This is a genomic window from Acinetobacter sp. 809848, assembly GCF_000581275.1.
GTDB lineage: Bacteria > Pseudomonadota > Gammaproteobacteria > Pseudomonadales > Moraxellaceae > Acinetobacter > Acinetobacter pittii.
The window spans coordinates 60,298-78,659 of the sequence record NZ_JEXG01000006.1 but is presented as its reverse complement, the minus strand read 5'-3'; the positions used below and the strand labels follow the sequence as shown (position 1 = coordinate 78,659).

20 protein-coding genes and 1 other RNA gene are annotated in these 18,362 nt (G+C 36.9%); 14 read left to right on the top strand and 7 right to left on the bottom strand.

The features are described 5' to 3' along the window. Positions 1–27: 27 nt before the first annotated feature. From pyrH to lpxA, 11 genes are all read left to right on the top strand, one after another. Positions 28–756 (top strand): UMP kinase, encoded by a 729-nt coding sequence (pyrH, locus tag J536_RS09610; protein ID WP_000852257.1) that lies wholly within the window; start codon positions 28–30, stop codon positions 754–756. An 84-nt stretch (positions 757–840) separates the two neighbouring features. Continuing rightward, on the top strand, positions 841–1,395 hold the full coding sequence (frr, locus tag J536_RS09605) for a ribosome recycling factor (protein WP_002115638.1): 555 nt from the start codon (positions 841–843) through the stop codon (positions 1,393–1,395). A gap of 5 nt (positions 1,396–1,400) precedes the next feature. Continuing rightward, positions 1,401–2,153, top strand: a complete 753-nt coding sequence (gene uppS, locus J536_RS09600) for a polyprenyl diphosphate synthase (protein WP_002115643.1) — start codon at positions 1,401–1,403, stop codon at positions 2,151–2,153. Beyond that, a complete protein-coding gene (locus J536_RS09595; protein WP_002115701.1) occupies positions 2,153–2,977 on the top strand; it encodes a phosphatidate cytidylyltransferase in 825 nt (274 codons plus the stop codon). Before uppS ends, J536_RS09595 begins: the two co-directional genes overlap by 1 nt. After that, positions 2,978–4,174 (top strand): 1-deoxy-D-xylulose-5-phosphate reductoisomerase, encoded by a 1,197-nt coding sequence (gene ispC / locus J536_RS09590; RefSeq protein ID WP_032055909.1) that lies wholly within the window; start codon positions 2,978–2,980, stop codon positions 4,172–4,174. It begins immediately after the preceding gene. Position 4,175: 1 nt separating this feature from the next. After that, positions 4,176–5,531: an RIP metalloprotease RseP gene (gene rseP / locus J536_RS09585; protein WP_032055911.1), complete on the top strand. Its 1,356-nt coding sequence runs from the start codon at positions 4,176–4,178 to the stop codon at positions 5,529–5,531. Positions 5,532–5,567: 36 nt separating this feature from the next. Further along, positions 5,568–8,075: an outer membrane protein assembly factor BamA gene (gene bamA / locus J536_RS09580; protein WP_005068904.1), complete on the top strand. Its 2,508-nt coding sequence runs from the start codon at positions 5,568–5,570 to the stop codon at positions 8,073–8,075. Between the two features lie 41 nt (positions 8,076–8,116). Continuing rightward, positions 8,117–8,617, top strand: a complete 501-nt coding sequence (locus J536_RS09575) for an OmpH family outer membrane protein (RefSeq protein WP_002115728.1) — start codon at positions 8,117–8,119, stop codon at positions 8,615–8,617. Positions 8,618–8,621: 4 nt separating this feature from the next. Then, entirely contained in the window at positions 8,622–9,692 is a 1,071-nt protein-coding gene (gene lpxD, locus J536_RS09570) for a UDP-3-O-(3-hydroxymyristoyl)glucosamine N-acyltransferase (RefSeq protein ID WP_002115634.1), read from the top strand. Positions 9,693–9,698: 6 nt separating this feature from the next. Next, the gene (fabZ, locus tag J536_RS09565) at positions 9,699–10,184 is read left to right on the top strand and encodes a 3-hydroxyacyl-ACP dehydratase FabZ (protein WP_002115603.1); all 486 of its coding nucleotides are present in this window, start codon (positions 9,699–9,701) and stop codon (positions 10,182–10,184) included. Then, the gene (gene lpxA / locus J536_RS09560; RefSeq protein ID WP_005068909.1) at positions 10,181–10,969 is read left to right on the top strand and encodes an acyl-ACP--UDP-N-acetylglucosamine O-acyltransferase; all 789 of its coding nucleotides are present in this window, start codon (positions 10,181–10,183) and stop codon (positions 10,967–10,969) included. Before fabZ ends, lpxA begins: the two co-directional genes overlap by 4 nt. A 58-nt stretch (positions 10,970–11,027) precedes the next feature. Here the strand turns inward: lpxA and J536_RS09555 are convergent, their stop codons facing one another. Continuing rightward, entirely contained in the window at positions 11,028–11,903 is an 876-nt protein-coding gene (locus J536_RS09555) for a YbgF trimerization domain-containing protein (protein ID WP_005068911.1), read from the bottom strand. A gap of 314 nt (positions 11,904–12,217) precedes the next feature. On the opposite strand from J536_RS09555, the gene ffs reads away from it, so the two are divergent. Further along, positions 12,218–12,314, top strand: an RNA gene (gene ffs / locus J536_RS24860) — signal recognition particle sRNA small type. A gap of 13 nt (positions 12,315–12,327) precedes the next feature. Here the strand turns inward: ffs and J536_RS09550 are convergent. The 4 genes from J536_RS09550 to J536_RS09535 form a co-directional block, all read right to left on the bottom strand. Beyond that, positions 12,328–12,810 carry a regulatory protein RecX gene (locus tag J536_RS09550; RefSeq protein ID WP_005068912.1) on the bottom strand — a complete coding sequence of 161 codons (483 nt, stop codon included), beginning with the start codon at positions 12,808–12,810 and terminating at the stop codon, positions 12,328–12,330. A gap of 59 nt (positions 12,811–12,869) precedes the next feature. Continuing rightward, positions 12,870–13,916: a recombinase RecA gene (recA, locus tag J536_RS09545; protein WP_002115680.1), complete on the bottom strand. Its 1,047-nt coding sequence runs from the start codon at positions 13,914–13,916 to the stop codon at positions 12,870–12,872. Positions 13,917–14,061: 145 nt separating this feature from the next. Continuing rightward, positions 14,062–14,490, bottom strand: a complete 429-nt coding sequence (locus tag J536_RS09540; protein WP_005068915.1) for an RNA-binding S4 domain-containing protein — start codon at positions 14,488–14,490, stop codon at positions 14,062–14,064. Continuing rightward, complete coding sequence (locus tag J536_RS09535) at positions 14,474–15,160, bottom strand: HAD-IA family hydrolase (RefSeq protein ID WP_032062771.1); 687 nt, start codon at positions 15,158–15,160, stop codon at positions 14,474–14,476. The genes J536_RS09540 and J536_RS09535 overlap by 17 nt, the downstream gene beginning before the upstream one ends. A gap of 423 nt (positions 15,161–15,583) precedes the next feature. Between J536_RS09535 and J536_RS09530 the strand changes: the two genes are divergently transcribed. Next, positions 15,584–15,877 (top strand): hypothetical protein, encoded by a 294-nt coding sequence (locus J536_RS09530; protein WP_023187860.1) that lies wholly within the window; start codon positions 15,584–15,586, stop codon positions 15,875–15,877. A gap of 37 nt (positions 15,878–15,914) precedes the next feature. On the opposite strand, the gene J536_RS09525 is transcribed toward J536_RS09530, so the two are convergent. Both J536_RS09525 and gigD read right to left on the bottom strand, forming a co-directional pair. Then, positions 15,915–16,451: a GNAT family N-acetyltransferase gene (locus J536_RS09525; RefSeq protein ID WP_019767682.1), complete on the bottom strand. Its 537-nt coding sequence runs from the start codon at positions 16,449–16,451 to the stop codon at positions 15,915–15,917. Between the two features lie 29 nt (positions 16,452–16,480). Beyond that, positions 16,481–16,930 carry an Lrp/AsnC family transcriptional regulator GigD gene (gene gigD / locus J536_RS09520; protein ID WP_017386002.1) on the bottom strand — a complete coding sequence of 150 codons (450 nt, stop codon included), beginning with the start codon at positions 16,928–16,930 and terminating at the stop codon, positions 16,481–16,483. Between the two features lie 147 nt (positions 16,931–17,077). Here gigD and kynU point away from each other — a divergent pair, with 147 nt between their 5' ends. Beyond that, positions 17,078–18,328, top strand: a complete 1,251-nt coding sequence (gene kynU, locus J536_RS09515) for a kynureninase (protein WP_032062769.1) — start codon at positions 17,078–17,080, stop codon at positions 18,326–18,328. The last annotated feature ends 34 nt before the right edge of the window (positions 18,329–18,362 follow it).

The following is an 18,362-nucleotide window of genomic DNA, read 5'->3' as shown; positions in this document are numbered from 1 at the left end:
CAGTTTAAGAGGTTTTGGAGCAAACTCATGGCGGAAACAATTAGCCCCCGTTATTCACGCATTTTATTAAAACTATCTGGTGAAGCATTATCAGGTAACAAAGACATGGGTATTGATGCCCAAGTTCTTGATCAAATGTCCCTTTCAATTGCTCACTTGGTTGGCTTAGGTGTGCAAGTGGGTATCGTTGTTGGTGGCGGTAACTTGTATCGTGGTAGTCAGTTGCAAAAGGATGGCTTGGTTGGTCGTGTAACAGGCGATCAAATGGGTATGCTTGCAACTGTAATGAATGGCTTGGCTATGCGTGATGCATTGGTTCGCCGTAATATCAGAACTCGCCTTATGTCTGCATTACCAATTGGTACAGTCGTAGAGTCTTATTCAAGTCGTGATGCGATTCGTCACTTGAGTCAAGGTGAAGTTTGTGTTTTTGTTGCTGGTACAGGAAATCCATTCTTTACGACTGATACGGCAGCTTGCTTACGCGGAATTGAAATTGAAGCAAATTTAATTCTAAAAGCGACCAAAGTAGATGGCGTATATAATAAAGATCCAAGTAAATACGAAGATGCGGTTAAATATGATCATTTAACCTTTGATCAAGTATTAGACGAAAAACTTGGTGTTATGGATTTGACAGCTATTTGTTTATGTCGTGACCATAATGTGCCATTACAAGTTTTTGATATGAATAAATCAGGCGCGCTATTGTCAGTAGTCATGGGCGAAAAAGAAGGTACACGCGTTACTAAATAATGTACGTGTTGACGAAAGCTCTTTATACTAGCGCTAAATTAAATTTGTTAAAACATCCTTGAATAAATAAGTAAGGTAGATCATATGATTAACGATCTGAAAAAAGACAGCGAACAGCGTATGTTGAAAACTCTTGAGTCTTTGGAACTCGGGTTTGCTAAAGTTCGTACCGGCCGTGCACACCCATCAATCTTAAATGGGGTAATGGTTCCTTACTACGGTTCTGATGTGCCTTTAAATCAAGTGGCAAACGTTGGTGTTGAAGATTCTCGTACACTTCTTGTTCAGCCATTTGAACGTACAATGGTTTCAGCTATTGATAAGGCAATTCGTGAGAGTGATCTTGGTTTAAACCCAATTACAGCGGATGCAATTCGTGTACCTTTACCTGCATTAACTGAAGAAACACGTCGTGATATGCAAAAAATTGCGCGTAGCGAAGCTGAAAATGCAAAAGTTGCAATTCGTAATATTCGTCGTGATGTATTAGGTGATATCAAAGCATTATTAAAAGAGAAAGAAATCTCAGAAGATGATGAGCGCCGTGCAGGTGATGATATCCAGAAAATCACTGACAAATATGTTGCAGAAGTAGACAAGCGTCTTGCAGCGAAAGAAGCAGAATTGATGAAGGTCTAAATTTTATGACCGATTCAGAAGAGTATCATCTTCCTAAGCATGTTGCCATTATCATGGATGGCAACAACCGCTTTGCAAAAAAAAATCAAATGCAAAAAGGTGATGGACATCGAGAGGGTAAAAATGTTCTTGATCCTATCGTTGAACATTGTAAAAAAACAGGTATTCGTGCTTTAACGGTGTTTGCATTTTCAAGCGAAAACTGGAATCGACCACAATTTGAAGTCGATCTGCTTATGAAGCTTCTTGAAGAAACTATTCATGAGCAAATACCTCGCATGAAGAAATTTAATATTGCTTTGCGTTTCATCGGTGATCGTTCCAGATTACCGTCACACCTAGTTGCCTTAATGGAAGATGCAGAGCAACAGACAGCACACCATAACACTATGACCTTAACTATTGCTGTGAGCTATGGCGGGATGTGGGATATTGCAAATGCAGCAAAACAAGTTGCTGAAGCGGTTTCCCGTGGTGAATTTGGTGCTGATCAAATAAATGTTGATTTGTTCGAAAAATATGTCAGTCTAAACGATCTGCCAGCTGTGGACTTATTGATCCGTACAGGTGGAGATTATCGCATATCTAATTTCTTGTTATGGCAAGCAGCATATGCTGAACTGTATTTTACTGATACTTTATGGCCAGAATTTACAGTACAAGAATTCGATCATGCATTGAATGTTTTTTCAGGGCGTGAGCGTCGTTTTGGCAAAACATCTGAACAAATTCAGCAAGAGAAAATAGAGAACTTATAATGTTAGAGCGGATTGTTACCGCATTGGTACTTGTCGCAGTTGTTTTAGGCTGTATGTTTGCTACGCAATCACATTATCCAATGTTGGTTCTTATGATTGTAGCAGCAGGGGTTGCGGGGTATGAATGGTATAAATTAATGCCCCATGAAACTGTAAATGCTGTAAAGCCAAAAGCTTGGTGCTACGGTCTGCTTGTTGCATTCGTTTCGGGCGTTGCTCTATTTTTCCATGATATTGCATTACTTTTGTGGTCAGCTTCAATTTTGACTTGGCTTGTAAGCGTTTATTGGGTCAAATCTTTTCCTGAATTTGATGGGTGGTATAACGCTACTCTATATGTAATTGGCATTATTTTAGTTTGTGCTGCGGTAACTTCAATTTTTGTTGTTTGGCAAAGTTCGCCATGGTGGTTAATGTATCTGTTCTTACTCGTGTGGGGTGCAGATAGTGGTGCTTACTTTGTTGGTCGTAAATTTGGTAAAAGAAAATTAGCTCCAACCGTTAGTCCGAACAAATCAGTAGAAGGCTTGTATGGTGGTATTGTCACGACCATACTGGTAATGTTGGTTGTGCAATATCAGTATCTAAATTTAACTTTAATTCAGCAAATTCTGTTTCTTATCTTGTCACTGATTACAGTATTCGGTTCAGTGTTGGGTGATTTATTTGAGTCAATGATTAAACGTCGTGCTGGTATTAAAGATTCTGGACGTGTACTACCTGGTCATGGTGGTGTTTTAGATCGTATTGATTCTTTACTTGCTGCAGCCCCGATCTTTGCAACGGGAATGTATATATTAAAACTTATTGGTGTAGATTTATAAATGACACAATCTGTTTGCATATTGGGTGTAACCGGTTCCATTGGGCAAAGTACCTTAAAAATTTTAAATCAACATCCTGATAAGTATTCAGTATTTGCAATTTCAGCTCATAGTCGAATTTCTGAATTGGTTGACATATGTAAACAATTCCAACCAAAAGTTGTAGTTGTTCCAAAGCAAAAAGTTGACGAATTAGCAGCTTTATTTGTAAAGAGTGAATTACAAAATATTGAAATTTTGACTGATCAGGAAGGGCTGGTAAGTATCGCATCTCATCCAGATGTTGATGTAGTTATGGCTGCAATTGTTGGAGCAGCTGGTTTATTACCAACATTAGCGGCTGTAAAAGCTGGTAAACGCGTATTGCTTGCTAATAAAGAAGCTTTGGTCATGTCTGGTGAAATCATGATGCAAGCAGCACGTGATCATCAGGCATTATTATTACCGGTAGATTCAGAACACAACGCTATTTTTCAGTCATTACCTCATAATTATTTAGAGGCTGAAAGAAATGGACAACCGCAACAGGGCGTATCAAGAATCTTATTGACCGCTTCAGGTGGACCATTTTTAAACCATTCGTTAGAACAGTTAGAAAAAGTTACTCCTGCGCAGGCTTGTAAGCATCCCAACTGGTCTATGGGACAGAAAATCTCAGTTGACTCAGCTACTCTTATGAATAAAGGGTTAGAGTTGATCGAGGCGTGTCATTTGTTTTCAATATCTGAACATTTTGTTACAGTTGTTGTTCATCCACAAAGTATTATTCATTCTATGGTGCAATATGTTGACGGTTCAACATTGGCTCAAATGGGTAATCCAGACATGTGTACACCGATTGCCCATGCATTAGCATGGCCAGAACGTTTACAGACTAATGTTCCTGCTTTAGATTTATTTGAGTATTCTCAGCTTAATTTTCAAGCACCGGATATCCAGAAATTTCCAGCACTGGATTTAGCCCGTCAGGCAATGCGTTCAGGAGGGCTGGCACCTACTATTTTAAATGCTGCAAATGAGGTTGCCGTTGCTGCATTTTTAAACCAACAGATTGGATTTACAAATATCCCACAAGTGGTAGAGCATACTTTGCAAAAATTGGAAAACTCAGTTGCTGATAATATCGAGTCTATTTTGAATAAAGATGAAGTAGCACGACATGTAGCACAGCAGTATATATCAAGTATAGGAGGCTGAAATGAGCGCATTATTTATGATTGCAGCAGCAGCTCTCTTGCTCGGTCCATTAATTGCAATTCATGAGTTCGGTCACTATTGGGTGGCACGAAAACTTGGTGTTAAGGTTCTAGTTTATTCTATTGGTTTTGGTCCGACATTACTTAAATGGACCTCAAAAAAATCTGGAATTAAGTACCAACTTTCAGCTTTGCCTCTAGGCGGTTATGTAAAAATGCTCGATGAGCGCGAAGGTAATGTTGCAGAGCAAGATTTACCTTATGCATTTAACCGTCAAAAACCATGGAAGCGTATAGCAATTGTTGCGGCTGGGCCTTTAATTAACTTGATTTTTGCTGTTTTACTTTTTTGGATTTTATTTTTACCAGCACAGGAACAACTAAATACAAGAGTGGGTAAGGTTGTACCCAACTCGCCAGCTGCTACAGCTCAACTACAAGTAGGTGACAAGATTATTGCTGTTGATGGAAAGGAAACGCAAACTTGGGAAAAACTTAACTTTGCTTTGATTGATCGTGTAGGTGAAACTGGTAGCTTGAATATCGATGTAGATCGTGCAGGTACTGAGAAAAATATTGTTTTACCCATTAAAGATTTTTTAAAAAACCAAAATGAATCAGCTTTAGATGTATTAGGCTTTTCACCTTATCGTCCTGTTATTCCCGCTGTTGTAACTGAGTTGACTGCAGATGGAGCAGCAATTCGACAAGGAATAAAAGTCGGTGATCGTATTGTATCCATTAATGGTCAAGCGATGAAAGATTGGTTTGATGTTGTGGAAGTTGTGCAACATTCACCAGAAAAATTACTAAGTATTGATGTGTTGCGTAATGGTCAACTCGTTCATTTGCAAGTCATGCCTCAAGGAAAGCGTGACAATATGGGGCAAGTGAGCGGTGTCTTAGGCGTAAAAAGTGATGCAGGAAAAATTATAATTCCTGACGAATATAAGCAAACAATTCAATATACTCCAATACAAGCTTTCCAGATGTCGCTAGATAAGACTGGCCAAATCTCTAGCATGATATTGAGTTCGATAGTAAAAATGGTTAAGGGTTTAATTGGTTTAGAGAATCTTTCTGGACCAATTACAATCGCGAAAGTAGCGGGACAAAGTGCAGAAATGGGATGGCAGACTTTCATCTCATTTATGGCTTTAATGAGTGTAAGTCTTGGAATTTTAAATTTATTACCAATTCCAATGCTAGATGGTGGACATCTCGTTTATTACATTATTGAGGCTATTCGTGGTAAGCCTGTTTCTGAACAAATACAAATGTTTGGTCTAAAAATTGGTATGGTACTGCTCGGTAGTATGATGCTTTTAGCTTTATTTAACGATTTTATGCGTTTGTAAACGTATATGGATTTATAACTTACTGGAAAAACTGGCATGCGGCACACACATTTTTTAATGCCTTTGGCACTTGTTAGCGCTATGGCAGCGGTACAACAAGCATATGCAGCTGATGATTTCGTTGTTCGAGATATTCGTATAGATGGTTTGGTCCGTCTTACTCCTGCAAATGTTTCTACCATGTTGCCAATCAACAGTGGCGATCGCGTTAATGAACCGATGATCGCAGAAGCAATTCGAACATTGTATGCCACTGGACTTTTTGACGATATTAAAGCATCAAGAGATAACGATACTTTAGTTTTCAATGTCGTAGAGCGCCCGATTATTTCAAAACTTGAATTTAAGGGTAACAAACTTATTCCTAAAGAGGCTTTAGAGCAAGGCCTCAAAAAAATGGGCATTGCTGAAGGCGAAGTTTTTAAGAAGTCAGCTTTACAAACAATTGAAACTGAATTAGAGCAGCAATATACTCAGCAAGGCCGTTATGATGCTGATGTAACTGTTGATACTATAGCTCGCCCAAATAACCGTGTTGAACTTAAATTAAATTTTAATGAAGGTACGGCAGCTAAAGTTTTTAATATCAATATTATTGGTAATACTGTTTTTAAAGACAGTGAAATTAAACAAGCTTTCGCAGTTAAAGAAAGTGGTTGGGCTTCAGTTGTAACCCGTAATGACCGTTATGCTAGAGAGAAAATGGCAGCGAGCCTTGAAGCTTTGCGCGCTATGTATCTGAATAAAGGTTATATCAATTTTCATATCAATAACTCACAGCTTAATATTAGTGAAGATAAAAAGAATATCTTTATTGAAGTTGCTGTTGAGGAAGGTAGCCAGTTTAAATTTGGTCAAACCAAGTTTTTAGGTGACGCACTTTATAAACCTGAAGAACTGCAAGCTTTGAAAATTTATAAAGATGGGGATACCTATTCTCAAGAAAAAGTAAATGCTGTTAAGCAATTGTTATTGCGTAAATATGGTAATGCTGGTTATTACTTTGCAGATGTAAATGTCGTTCCGCAAATTAATAATGAAACGGGTGTTGTTGACTTGAACTATTATGTAAACCCAGGTCAGCAAGTAACCGTACGTCGTATTAACTTTACAGGTAATAGTAAAACTGCCGATGAAGTATTGCGTCGTGAAATGCGTCAAATGGAAGGCGCTTTAGCGAGTAATGAAAAAATTGATTTGTCCAAGGTTCGTTTAGAGCGTACTGGATTCTTCAAAACAGTTGATATTAAACCAGCTCGTATTCCAAATTCACCAGATCAGGTGGATTTAAACGTAAATGTTGAAGAGCAACACTCGGGAACTACAACATTAGCGGTAGGTTACTCACAAAGTGGTGGTATCACATTCCAGGCAGGTTTGAGTCAAACTAACTTTATGGGAACGGGTAATCGTGTTTCGATCGATTTATCTCGCTCTGAAACTCAAGACTACTATAACTTAAGTGTTACTGACCCTTACTTCACTATTGATGGTGTAAGCCGCGGTTATAATGTTTATTACCGTAAAACAAAGTTAAATGATGACTATAACGTTAATAATTACGTTACCGATAGTTTCGGTGGTAGTTTAAGTTTTGGTTACCCAATTGATGAAAACCAAAGCCTAAGTGCCTCTTTAGGTATTGATAATACTAAAGTAACGACTGGTCCTTATGTCTCTACTTATGTGCGTGATTATTTGTTAGCAAATGGTGGTAAAGCAACAAGTAAGGGTTCATATTGTCCAACCTTAAATGGTGAGTCGCAGTATGATACTGAGAAGGGGGAATGTAAGGTCCCAGAAGAACAATATGATAATGCGTTTGATGGTGAGTTCTTTACATATAACTTAAATTTAGGTTGGTCATACAATACTTTAAACCGTCCTATTTTCCCTACTTCAGGTATGTCACATCGTGTAGGTCTTGAAATTGGTTTGCCAGGTAGTGATGTTGACTATCAAAAAGCAACTTATGATGCACAGGCATTTTGGCCAATTAGTAATACTGGTTTCGTATTGCGTGGTTACGGTAAACTTGGCTATGGTAATGATTTACCATTCTATAAAAACTTCTATGCAGGTGGTTATGGTTCTGTTCGGGGTTATGATAACAGTACCTTGGGTCCTAAGTATGCAAGTGTAAACTTACAAGAAACCAAGCAAAATGACGGTTCTCCAGAAGAGGTGGGGGGTAATGCTTTAGTACAATTTGGTACTGAATTAGCTTTACCGTTACCTTTCAAAGGGGACTGGACTCGCCAAGTACGACCAGTCATTTTTGCTGAAGGTGGTCAAGTATTTGATACTAAGTGTGATGTTGGCTCTTATTCTATGATTATGAATGGGCAGCAAATAGCAGATGCTAAAAAATACTGTGAAGATAACTACGGTTTTGATTTAGGTAATATGCGTTATAGCGTAGGTGTTGGTTTTACATGGATCACTATGATTGGGCCATTATCTCTTAGCTATGCATTCCCGTTAAATGATAAGCCTGGTGACGAAACTAAAGAGATTCAGTTTGAAATCGGTCGTACTTTCTAAGTACGACTTGACTAAACAATGAAATAAGGACACAAATTAAGATGAAAAAATTAAATATATTAATGTTAGGGTTAGGCCTTACAATTTCTGCTATGACTAATGCTGCTGGTTATGGTGTTATTGATCTTGCTAAAGTTGTTGAAAGTAGTACTTATTTAAAACAACAAAATGCAAGTTTAAATCAATCTGTTAAACCAACAACAACTCGTCTTGAGCAGTTGGGTAAAGAGTTAGAAGGCCTTCAGCGTCAAGCCCAAACTCAAGGGCAAAAAATGAAAGAAGATGATATTAAGAAGCTTCAAACTCAATATCAGTCAAAATTAAATGAATTTAATTCGACTCAACAAGGTTTGCAGTCTAAAGTTCAAACTAGTTTGCAAGGAATGAACTCAACTTTTGAGACTCGTGTGAAGCAAGCAGCTGAACAATTACGAAAAGAAAATAATCTTGACTTCATTTTGAATAAAAATTCGACCGTTGCCTATGACGCTAAATATGATTTAACTGATAAAATGATACAAAAGGTTAATTCAATGAAATAAATTAATGAAAGTGCAACATTATCGTTTAGATGAACTAGCTCACCTAGTTAATGGTGAGTTAGTCGGTGCGGGTAGTCTTCAATTTATAAATCTGGCAAGTTTAGAAAATGCTGAACCTTCTCATATTACTTTCGTAAATGGCGAAAAGTATATCGATCAAGCAAAGACTAGCCGTGCGGGTGCGTACATTGTTACAAGCTCTATTAAAGAACAGCTTACTGATAAACAAAATTTTATTATTGTTGATAATCCATATTTGGCTTTTGCCATCCTTACCCATGCTTTTGATAAAAAGATCACATCAATAGGTATTGAAAGTACTGCTCAAATTCATCCTTCTGCAATTATTTCTGAAAAAGCATATATTGGCCATTACGTTGTAATTGGTGAAAATTGTGTAGTAGGTGAGAACACGATTATTCAGTCTCATACTCGTCTGGATGATAATGTAGAAATTGGCAAGGATTGTTTTATCGATTCTCATGTCACTATTACTGGCGGTTCTAAATTACTTGATCGTGTTCGAGTTCATGCAAGTACTGTGATTGGTAGTGAAGGCTTTGGATTTGCACCATATCAAGGTAAATGGCATCGTATCGCACAATTAGGTTCAGTTATTATTGGTAATGATGTCCGTATTGGATCAAATTGTAGTATTGATCGAGGGGCACTAGATAATACGATTTTGGAAGATGGGGTAATTATTGATAATCTTGTGCAAATCGCACATAACGTTCATATTGGTTCCAATACAGCTATTGCTGCTAAATGTGGAATTGCTGGAAGCACTAAAATTGGCAAAAACTGTATTCTTGCAGGAGCCTGTGGTGTGTCTGGTCACCTTTCAATCACTGATAATGTGACTTTAACTGGAATGTCAATGGTCACAAAAAATATTTCTGAAGCTGGTACCTATTCTTCAGGAATTGGATTATTTGAAAATAGTCATTGGAAAAAGACAATTGTGCGCTTGCGACAATTAGCAGATGTGCCATTGACCCAAATCACTAAACGACTTGATCATATACAAGCTCAAATAGAGTCTCTTGAATCAACTTTTAATTTGCGTAAATAGAATATTATGACCGAGTCAACTACACCTAAATTTGCCATCCCTGAATTACCAATGCAGATTCAAACGATTCGTCAATATTTGCCGCATCGTTATCCTTTCTTATTGGTTGATCGTGTGACTGAAGTTACTGACAATAGTATTGTTGGTTATAAAAATGTTTCTATCAATGAAGAGTTCCTACAAGGACATTTCCCAGAATATCCAATTATGCCGGGTGTTCTAATTGTAGAAGCATTAGCTCAAGTTTCGGGCGTTCTAGGTTTTATTATGAACAATGAGACGCCAAAACCAGGTTCTTTATTCCTCTTTGCTGGTGCAGAAAAGGTAAGATTTAAAAAACAAGTAGTTGCTGGCGACCAACTTGTATTAAAATCTGAATTAGTAATGCAAAAACGCGGTATCTACAAATATAACTGTACGGCTACCGTTGACGGTATTGTAGCAACAACCGCTGAAATTATGATTTCACACCAAAAAACAGAGCAGGCATGAGCAATCACGATTTAATTCATTCTACGGCCATTATTGATCCATCTGCAGTGATTGCCCCGGATGTCCAGATAGGACCTTATTGTATTATTGGTCCAAATGTGACAATTGGCGCTGGTACTAAATTACATTCACATGTTGTAGTTGGTGGTTTTACCAAAATTGGTCAAAATAATGAGATTTTCCAGTTTGCAAGTGTTGGTGAAATTTGCCAAGACTTGAAATATCAAGGTGAAGAAACTTGGTTAGAGATTGGAGATCATAATTTAATTCGTGAGCATTGCAGTTTACATAGAGGAACTGTACAAGATAATGCTTTAACTAAAATAGGTAGTCATAACTTATTGATGGTTAATACGCATATTGCACATGACTGTATTGTTGGTGATCATAATATTTTCGCAAATAATGTTGGTGTTGCTGGACACGTCCATATTGGTGATCATGTCATTATTGGTGGTAATTCGGGAATTCATCAATTCTGTAAAATCGATTCTTACAGTATGGTTGGTGGAGCATCTTTAATTTTAAAAGATGTGCCAGCGTATGTTATGGCATCTGGTAATCCAGCACATGCGTTTGGTATTAATATAGAAGGTATGCGCCGAAAGGGTTGGTCTAAGGATACAATTCAAGGCCTTAGAGAAGCTTATAAATTGATTTTTAAATCAGGCCTGACTTCTGTTCAAGCTGTTGAGCAGATTAAAAATGATATTCTTCCGAATGTTCCAGAAGCTCAATTATTAATTGACTCTGTTGAGCAATCAGAACGTGGTATTGTGCGTTAAGCCGAGATATTCAAAAAAAGACACCGCAATCTGCGGTGTCTTTTTTTCTTAAAAACTTTTATTTGTTAAAAAATTTGGCTTCTTCAGATTTTGGATACTGACTTAAAATTTTAGCTTTATATTGGTTTGCTGATACAGTGTTTTTATCAACATCTTTGGCAATACTGTAGAGTTGATAAAGCGCGCGAGGAGCTTTACTAGAATTTGGGTATTGCGTAGCGACTACATTATAGTTCTTTTTAGCTTCATTATAATTTACCGGATCAGTTGCTAAATTAAACTCGGCTAACCAAAAATAGGCATTGCCTGTATAAACGCTATTAGGATGATTTTTGATAAAGTTTTGCATTGGAGCAATCGCTTTTTTCGCTCCACCTTGTTTGTAGGCATCTAAAGCGACAGTATAAGCTGCTTTTTCAAGTTCTACAGGGTTCGATTGATTTTGCGTAGCAGGCGATGAAGCTGGTTGTGTTACTTGCGTTTGTGAAGGGGAAGTAACTTGACTTGCAGCAGTTGTAGTAGTACTAGCTGCTTTATTGTCGGTAGGAGGAGCTTCTGAGCTTCCGGTAGCTGTAGCATCACTATTTGCTGTATTGTCTGGTGCTGCACTTTCTGGATCTACTTTTTGATTTAGTAATTCCAAACGCTGGTCTAAATCAGTATAGCGATTAGATAAATCTTTTTTCAGTTGTTCAATATCATTCGATTGTTCTTCTAACTGTCCGCGTAAGGTACGTATATCATTTTCTAATTGTTGGTTTTTTTGCATCAATTCCCAATTTAAATTACTAGGGACTGAAGCGTTATTCGATGAAGTGTTAGTTGAACTACCACCACTTTGACTTAAACCGCGCGATTCAATTGGAATATTGGCATAGAGAGAAGTAGTGCTCATTAAGGCAATAAATAATAAAGAATGCTTCATCAATCGCATGAGTATAGGTCCATAATTTTATGTAAAAGCTAACTTGAGAAGGGAATATGTAAACTATTCACATTAGCTATCTAAGGTTTTAATTGATCATTGCAATTAAAACAGCTAACAATATAAATGCAAGAATAGTTTACAATCTTCAAGCATATTTTATTCAAAATAAGTATCAAGAAAGAATATAAGATAAGAGATTCTAGGAATTTATATGTTTTTGACGATGAATTAATCAATTGAAACATAAACTTGCTTAAAATTGAGAAGAAGGCTTGCAACTCTTTTAAAAATCTCTATACTCTGTTTTGCAATGGTAGCCCCGCTGGTGGCTTCGCAATTGTACTCTGTGAACCCCGCCAGGACCGGAAGGTAGCAACGGTAGCAGATCTATGATGTGCCGAAGTTTTGCTAGTGGGGTTACCACCATCTTCTAATCCGATCTCCGTTGGATTGCCTTCATAATTACATCTAAATCAAATCCTCTATATTGTAAAAACCTCATCTGTTTTGCTTTAAGTTTAGGATCTTTTTCTACTTCTTCACCAAACTTTTTCACTTTAAGTTGATAAGCCTGTTCCACCCAATCAATATTATGAATTTCATCTGCAATTAAATCATTTTCGATTTGTTTAGTTTTTAAAGCTTGTTTGATGCGTTTTGGCCCTTTGCCTTTACGAATTTGGCTAGCCAATGTTAGTTCTGCAACGCGTTGGTCACTTTGATAATTTTGCTCAGATAACTCTTCAACAAGTTGCTTAACCTCTTCAGGGTTTTGTGCATAACGATTCAATTTCTCGATAAGTTCTGCTTTCGAATAATCTCGACGAGTCAATAACGCAAAAGCATATGAGCGCAAACGTTGACCTGTTAGCAAAGCGCGTTGTTGGGGCTGTTCTTCTGTTCTTTTGAACATATTTAATATTTCCTTGTAAAAAACGCCCCGAAGGGCGTTTTAAGACTTATTAGCGGTAATTAAGACTCTAATAGAAGATCTTCTTCTTCATCTTCCACCTGTACAGCACCATTAGTACCCGTAGTTAGCAGTTGTTCACGGATAATCTTTTCAATTTCTCCAGCCATTTGAGGATTTTCTTCAAAGTGGCGGATAACATTGTTTTTACCTTGGCCAATTTTATTGCCTTGATATGAATACCAAGCGCCTGCTTTTTGCACGATATCTTGTTGTACAGCTAAATCTACAAGTTCGCCAAGCTGGTTTGTACCTTTACCGTATAAGATTTGGAAAATAGCTTCTTTAAAAGGAGGAGCCATTTTGTTTTTAACAACTTTAACTCGAGTTTCAGAGCCGATGATTTCATCACCTTCTTTGACCTGACCAATACGGCGGATATCTAAACGTACAGAAGCATAGAACTTCAATGCGTTACCACCAGTCGTAGTCTCAGGGCTACCAAACATTACACCAATTTTCATACGGATCTGGTTAATGAAAATAACCATACAGTTCGAGCGTTTAGCGTTACCCGTAATTTTACGTAATGCCTGACTCATTAAGCGAGCTTGTAAGCCCATGTGAGAGTCACCCATTTCGCCTTCAATTTCTGCTTTAGGAGTAAGAGCAGCCACTGAGTCGACAACGATTAAATCAATTGCACCAGAGCGAACTAGCATGTCTGCAATCTCAAGTGCTTGTTCACCGTTATCAGGTTGCGATACAAGTAGATTATCAATGTCCACACCGAGTTTACGTGCATATTGTGGATCTAATGCGTGTTCTGCATCGATAAATGCACAAGTACCACCAGCTTTTTGACATTGTGCAATCGCTTGGAGAGTCATTGTGGTTTTACCAGAAGATTCTGGACCATAAATCTCAACGATACGACCTTTCGGTAAACCGCCAATCCCCAATGCAATATCTAACGTCAAAGAACCTGTAGATACAGCTTCAACTGCTTGAACAGTGTTGTCACCGAGACGCATCACCGTATTTTTGCCAAATTGTTTCTCAATTTGACTTAGCGCGGCTTGTAATGCTTTGCTTTTATTCTCATCCATCTCAAAAACCTCAATACTCTAAGTTCATCACGTTTAACCCAAGTGGATGCATTGAATCTCAACTTGTTTCACAGGGCTAATAGTGACAGATTTTTTCTATAGCTTCTATGTGTTGTCTGTGTGTGTGCGACACAACTCGACGTTTTTATTCATCACCATACGACCAGTGTTGATCATTGTCCTGTTTAAACCGATTAATCTGTCTACGATCCTTTTTACTCGGTCTATGATCAGGTCGAGCAAGATTATGCAATTTTCGTTGGGATGCAATCAACTCCCGTCTAGCAATACTTACTTCTGTTTCTTCATAAAGTTGCTGGGCAACTGGTGCTGGACCACGTGTGTTCGAAAGCGCTTTTACGACAACGGTTTTTTTATCAAAACCTTGTTGAATAATCAGTTCCATTCCAACACGAATTTCTTTGGAAACTTTTACACGCTCATTATTGTGATGTACTTTACCTCCTTCGATTGCTGCTTTAGCAATTGAACGAGTTTTAAAAAAACGAGCAGCCCATAACCATTTGTCGATACGCATGGTCTCTACAGCATCGTTTTCAAGCGATTTTGACATCATTATCCTTTCTATCAATTTGATTCAATATAGACAGCAATTCTGTAAGTCGATCTAGCGCTTTATATTCTAAATCTTCATGCTTTCTTACATCCTTTAGAGTTGAGGGCTGCAAGATAGTAAACAAGTGCTTGATACCAAATTTTTCAGCTGTTTTTAGTACAGGAGCTGTATCATCAATAAAAATGGTTACGTCTGGGTCAAAAGGGTGTAATTTTTGGAGCTCTTGCCAAAAATGAATATCTTCTTTTGCATAACCAATTTGTTCACTCGATACGATTACGTCAAAGAAGTGTTTAATTGCAACATTATCGAGCTTTAACTGTAAGCTTGCATGATCGGCATTTGTAACTAACCAACAACTATATCCTTGCTTTTTCAGTTCCTGTAGAAGCTCAATACAACCAGACCGAGCTTGAATTTTTGTCTGAAATTCTTGCTGTAATTTGAGTACATCAACGCCTACAGTTTTGGTCCAATAAGCTGATGAATACCAAACAAGTGTATGCTTATGTGCTAGATAAAACTGATATAGTGCTTTTTGGCTCTGGGCGAGTGGAAGTTGATGTATCTCTGCGTGTCGCTTAGGAAGACATTCATTCCAGATGAAATCATCAAAAGCGAGATCTAATAGCGTACCATCCATGTCAAACATTACGATTTTAGACATATCTAAATATCTCCAAAATCATTTAAAGCAAATTTTTTAAGACACATCTACCATATATCCTTTTTAAAATCATTAATTAAAGAAACTTCGAGATATAAAATTAATTTAAAACTCCACCCATTAATTCTTTCAAAAGGTGTTTTGATTAATGTGATGGGTAGGGAGGATAAATGATTTGAAAATTATAGCGTGTAATTTTGCAAACAAAAAACAATAATAAATGCTTTTTAATAGAAAACTTTTCCTGTGTTTAAAGTAAAAATAGGCAGCCAAAGTTTTGCAATTAAGAAATCTTAAAAGTCATCTATATTTATGGTTAATTTTGCTTACATAGGATACGTATTGACATACATTTTATAAATTGAAGGATACTTGTTTAAAGTTATATTTAAAATTAACCCTAATAAGAATTTAGAGAAAGCAATGAAAATTGGATTTATTGGCGGAGCCAATGACGGTATTGTAATCAATGCTGCTGATGGCCTTGATACTTATAAGCTTGAATGGCATTACAAAGCAGAAAAGCACTGTGAAGCACAGCCAACCTTAGGTCTTAATGGGCCTGAGTATGATTACTACAACCTATTAATACTAAGAAAAAATAAAGAGGCTAAACTCTTTTATGTACTCACTACAATGGGAAAAGATGATATCGCGAGTAAAATCCATGAGTATTGGGAGTGCTCTACATCTGTTGGCTATGATTTCGATGATTAAGAAAATATTTATTAATAATTTAAAATTTTGACTTTAATCAAAAATTAAATGAAGAGTTCGTAATTTCATATAACACATGTGCTTTTAATTGGTGATGGAGAGGAACCTTGGGATGATCAAAGTTTTTAACTTTATGCATTCCAAGTCTTTCCATGACAGCTTGAGAGGGTGTATTTGTGTTAGCGGTAAATGAAACGATCTTATCTAAATTCAGTACATTAAAACCATAGTCTAAAGCTGCTTTTGCTCCTTCAGTTGCATAACCTTGTTTCCAGAATTCTTTTGCAAGTCGCCACCCAATTTCCACACATGGAGAAAAGTCAAATTGTTCAGGTTGACTATGTAAACCAATAAACCCGATAAATTGATGAGTTTCTTTTAATTCTACTGCCCAGAAACCCCAACCATTTTCATTAATGAGAGATGAAATTTTTTGAATTAAATTATGGCTTTCTTGGGGTGTTAATAGATTTGGGAAAAATTGCATAACATCTTGATCTAAGCCCATTGTTATAAAAGGCTCAACATCACTTTCTTTCCACTGTCTTAAAATTAAACGCTTTGTTTCGATCATGAGATGTCTCTTTAATTAAAAATAAGGGATCAAAGTGGTTTTTGCACAATCTTTTGTAAAATGATCTTGGAATTGATGCTTACTACACCCTTTATTTTATTTAAGGTATTAATGACGAAATGAGAAAAAGAACTCAAATCTTTGGTCGCAACGTGTAAAACATAATTAGATTCACCAGTAATAATATATGCATTAATGACTTCATCAAAATTTTTGATCTGACTTAAAAAGAAGTTGTGATCATTTTCTGTGAGTTGGGCAAGCTTTATTTCGACAATTGCCTCAATTTTTATACCTAGTTTTTCATAATTAACTTTCGCTTGATATTTTTCAATTACACCATTGCTTTCTAAAATTTTAACTCTTCGATGACAAGCTGAAGCCGAAAGGTTAACGAGATCGGCCAGTTCTTGGTTACTTAACCGAGCATTATCTTGTAAATGTTTTAAAATTTTAAGATCAATTGCATCTACATTCATTTTCGAATTTCATCCATGTTTTTTAATTTTAATTCGAATTTTATACGAAAATAGCAAATCTTAATCAAATATTATCGAATAAATCGAAAGAATTGGCGTGATAGAATTCAAATACAAAGGAAATGTTGAAAATAGGTGAAATAACAAATGATTACTCACGAACAATGCCTCTATTGGGATCAGGAAGATGAACTCAAAAAGTTTAAAGACGAATTTGCACTACCAGAAAATGTCATTTATTTAGATGGTAATTCTTTGGGTGCAAGACCAAAAAAATCATTAGAGGTTGCTCAGCATATTATTGCAAAAGAGTGGGGTGAGGACCTCATTAATAGTTGGAATAAAGCAGATTGGTGGGGACTACCGACTAGACTCGGAGATAAAGTCGCGCAGCTTATCGGTGCTGAAAAAGGTGAAGTCGTTATTTCAGACTCAACGACCCTAAATTTATTCAAAGTTTTATCAGCAGCGGTAAAAATTCAAGCTCAAAAATTTCCGGAACGTAAAATTATTGTTGCAGAAAAAGATGCCTTTCCAACCGATATTTATATTATTGAAGGCTTTATCGATTTGATTCATCAGGGTTATCAAGTTGAATTGATTGATGGCACCGATGGTTTATCTCGTATTCTAGCAAAAGATGTGGCGGTAGTTGTTCTTTCTCATGTGAATTATCGGACTGGATATTTCTATGATATGGAGTCTATTAATCAACAAATTCACGCTAAAGATGCTTTGATTATTTGGGATTTATGTCACTCGGTTGGTGCAGTGCCTATGGATCTTAATCAGAGCAATAGTGATTTTGCGATTGGTTGTACTTATAAATATTTAAATGGTGGCCCAGGTTCTCCAGCGTTGTTATGGGTAAATCGAAAGCATCGTGATCAGTTCTGGCAACCTCTCTCAGGCTGGTGGAGCCACAAGAAACCTTTTGATATGGCTCAGCACTATGAACCAGCTAACAGTATCCGTCGTTACTTGTGCGGAACTCAACCCATCATTTCTATGAGTCTAATTGAATGTGGTATCGATATTTTCTTACAAGCTGATATGCAACAAATACGTGAGAAATCACTCAAATTAACTGATTTGTTTATTCAACTTGTTCAACAAGAATGTGCACAGTTTGGTTTTGAACTGATTACCCCTTTAAACCATAAATATCGTGGTAGTCATGTCAGTTATAGACATGAGTTCGGTTATGAAATTATTCAAGCGCTGATTGCTCGTGGGGTAATTGGGGATTATCGAGAGCCGGAAGTATTACGTTTTGGAATTACACCTTTATATCTAGGATTTGAAGATATTTGGAATGCCGTACAACAACTTAAGCAAATTATGCTGAATAGTGAATGGAAAAATGAGCGTTATCTGGTGCGCAGTGAAGTGACCTGATCGTTAGAGATCAACATTAGAAAAATGGCTAGGA

Bases quoted from the DNA above. Each gene is read 5' to 3' on its own strand.
- recA (WP_002115680.1), bottom strand. From the start codon at position 13,916: ATGGATGAGAATAAAAGCAAAGCATTACAAGCCGCGCTAAGTCAAATT.
- J536_RS09540 (WP_005068915.1), bottom strand. From the start codon at position 14,490: ATGTCAAAATCGCTTGAAAACGATGCTGTAGAGACCATGCGTATCGAC.
- J536_RS09535 (WP_032062771.1), bottom strand. From the start codon at position 15,160: ATGTCTAAAATCGTAATGTTTGACATGGATGGTACGCTATTAGATCTC.
- J536_RS09555 (WP_005068911.1), bottom strand. From the start codon at position 11,903: ATGCGATTGATGAAGCATTCTTTATTATTTATTGCCTTAATGAGCACT.
- J536_RS09575 (WP_002115728.1), top strand. From the start codon at position 8,117: ATGAAAAAATTAAATATATTAATGTTAGGGTTAGGCCTTACAATTTCT.
- J536_RS09595 (WP_002115701.1), top strand. From the start codon at position 2,153: ATGTTAGAGCGGATTGTTACCGCATTGGTACTTGTCGCAGTTGTTTTA.
- kynU (WP_032062769.1), top strand. From the start codon at position 17,078: ATGATTACTCACGAACAATGCCTCTATTGGGATCAGGAAGATGAACTC.
- bamA (WP_005068904.1), top strand. From the start codon at position 5,568: ATGCGGCACACACATTTTTTAATGCCTTTGGCACTTGTTAGCGCTATG.
- J536_RS09525 (WP_019767682.1), bottom strand. From the start codon at position 16,451: ATGATCGAAACAAAGCGTTTAATTTTAAGACAGTGGAAAGAAAGTGAT.
- ispC (WP_032055909.1), top strand. From the start codon at position 2,978: ATGACACAATCTGTTTGCATATTGGGTGTAACCGGTTCCATTGGGCAA.
- fabZ (WP_002115603.1), top strand. From the start codon at position 9,699: ATGACCGAGTCAACTACACCTAAATTTGCCATCCCTGAATTACCAATG.
- uppS (WP_002115643.1), top strand. From the start codon at position 1,401: ATGACCGATTCAGAAGAGTATCATCTTCCTAAGCATGTTGCCATTATC.
- J536_RS09550 (WP_005068912.1), bottom strand. From the start codon at position 12,810: ATGTTCAAAAGAACAGAAGAACAGCCCCAACAACGCGCTTTGCTAACA.
- lpxD (WP_002115634.1), top strand. From the start codon at position 8,622: ATGAAAGTGCAACATTATCGTTTAGATGAACTAGCTCACCTAGTTAAT.
- frr (WP_002115638.1), top strand. From the start codon at position 841: ATGATTAACGATCTGAAAAAAGACAGCGAACAGCGTATGTTGAAAACT.
- gigD (WP_017386002.1), bottom strand. From the start codon at position 16,930: ATGAATGTAGATGCAATTGATCTTAAAATTTTAAAACATTTACAAGAT.
- J536_RS09530 (WP_023187860.1), top strand. From the start codon at position 15,584: ATGAAAATTGGATTTATTGGCGGAGCCAATGACGGTATTGTAATCAAT.
- rseP (WP_032055911.1), top strand. From the start codon at position 4,176: ATGAGCGCATTATTTATGATTGCAGCAGCAGCTCTCTTGCTCGGTCCA.
- lpxA (WP_005068909.1), top strand. From the start codon at position 10,181: ATGAGCAATCACGATTTAATTCATTCTACGGCCATTATTGATCCATCT.
- pyrH (WP_000852257.1), top strand. From the start codon at position 28: ATGGCGGAAACAATTAGCCCCCGTTATTCACGCATTTTATTAAAACTA.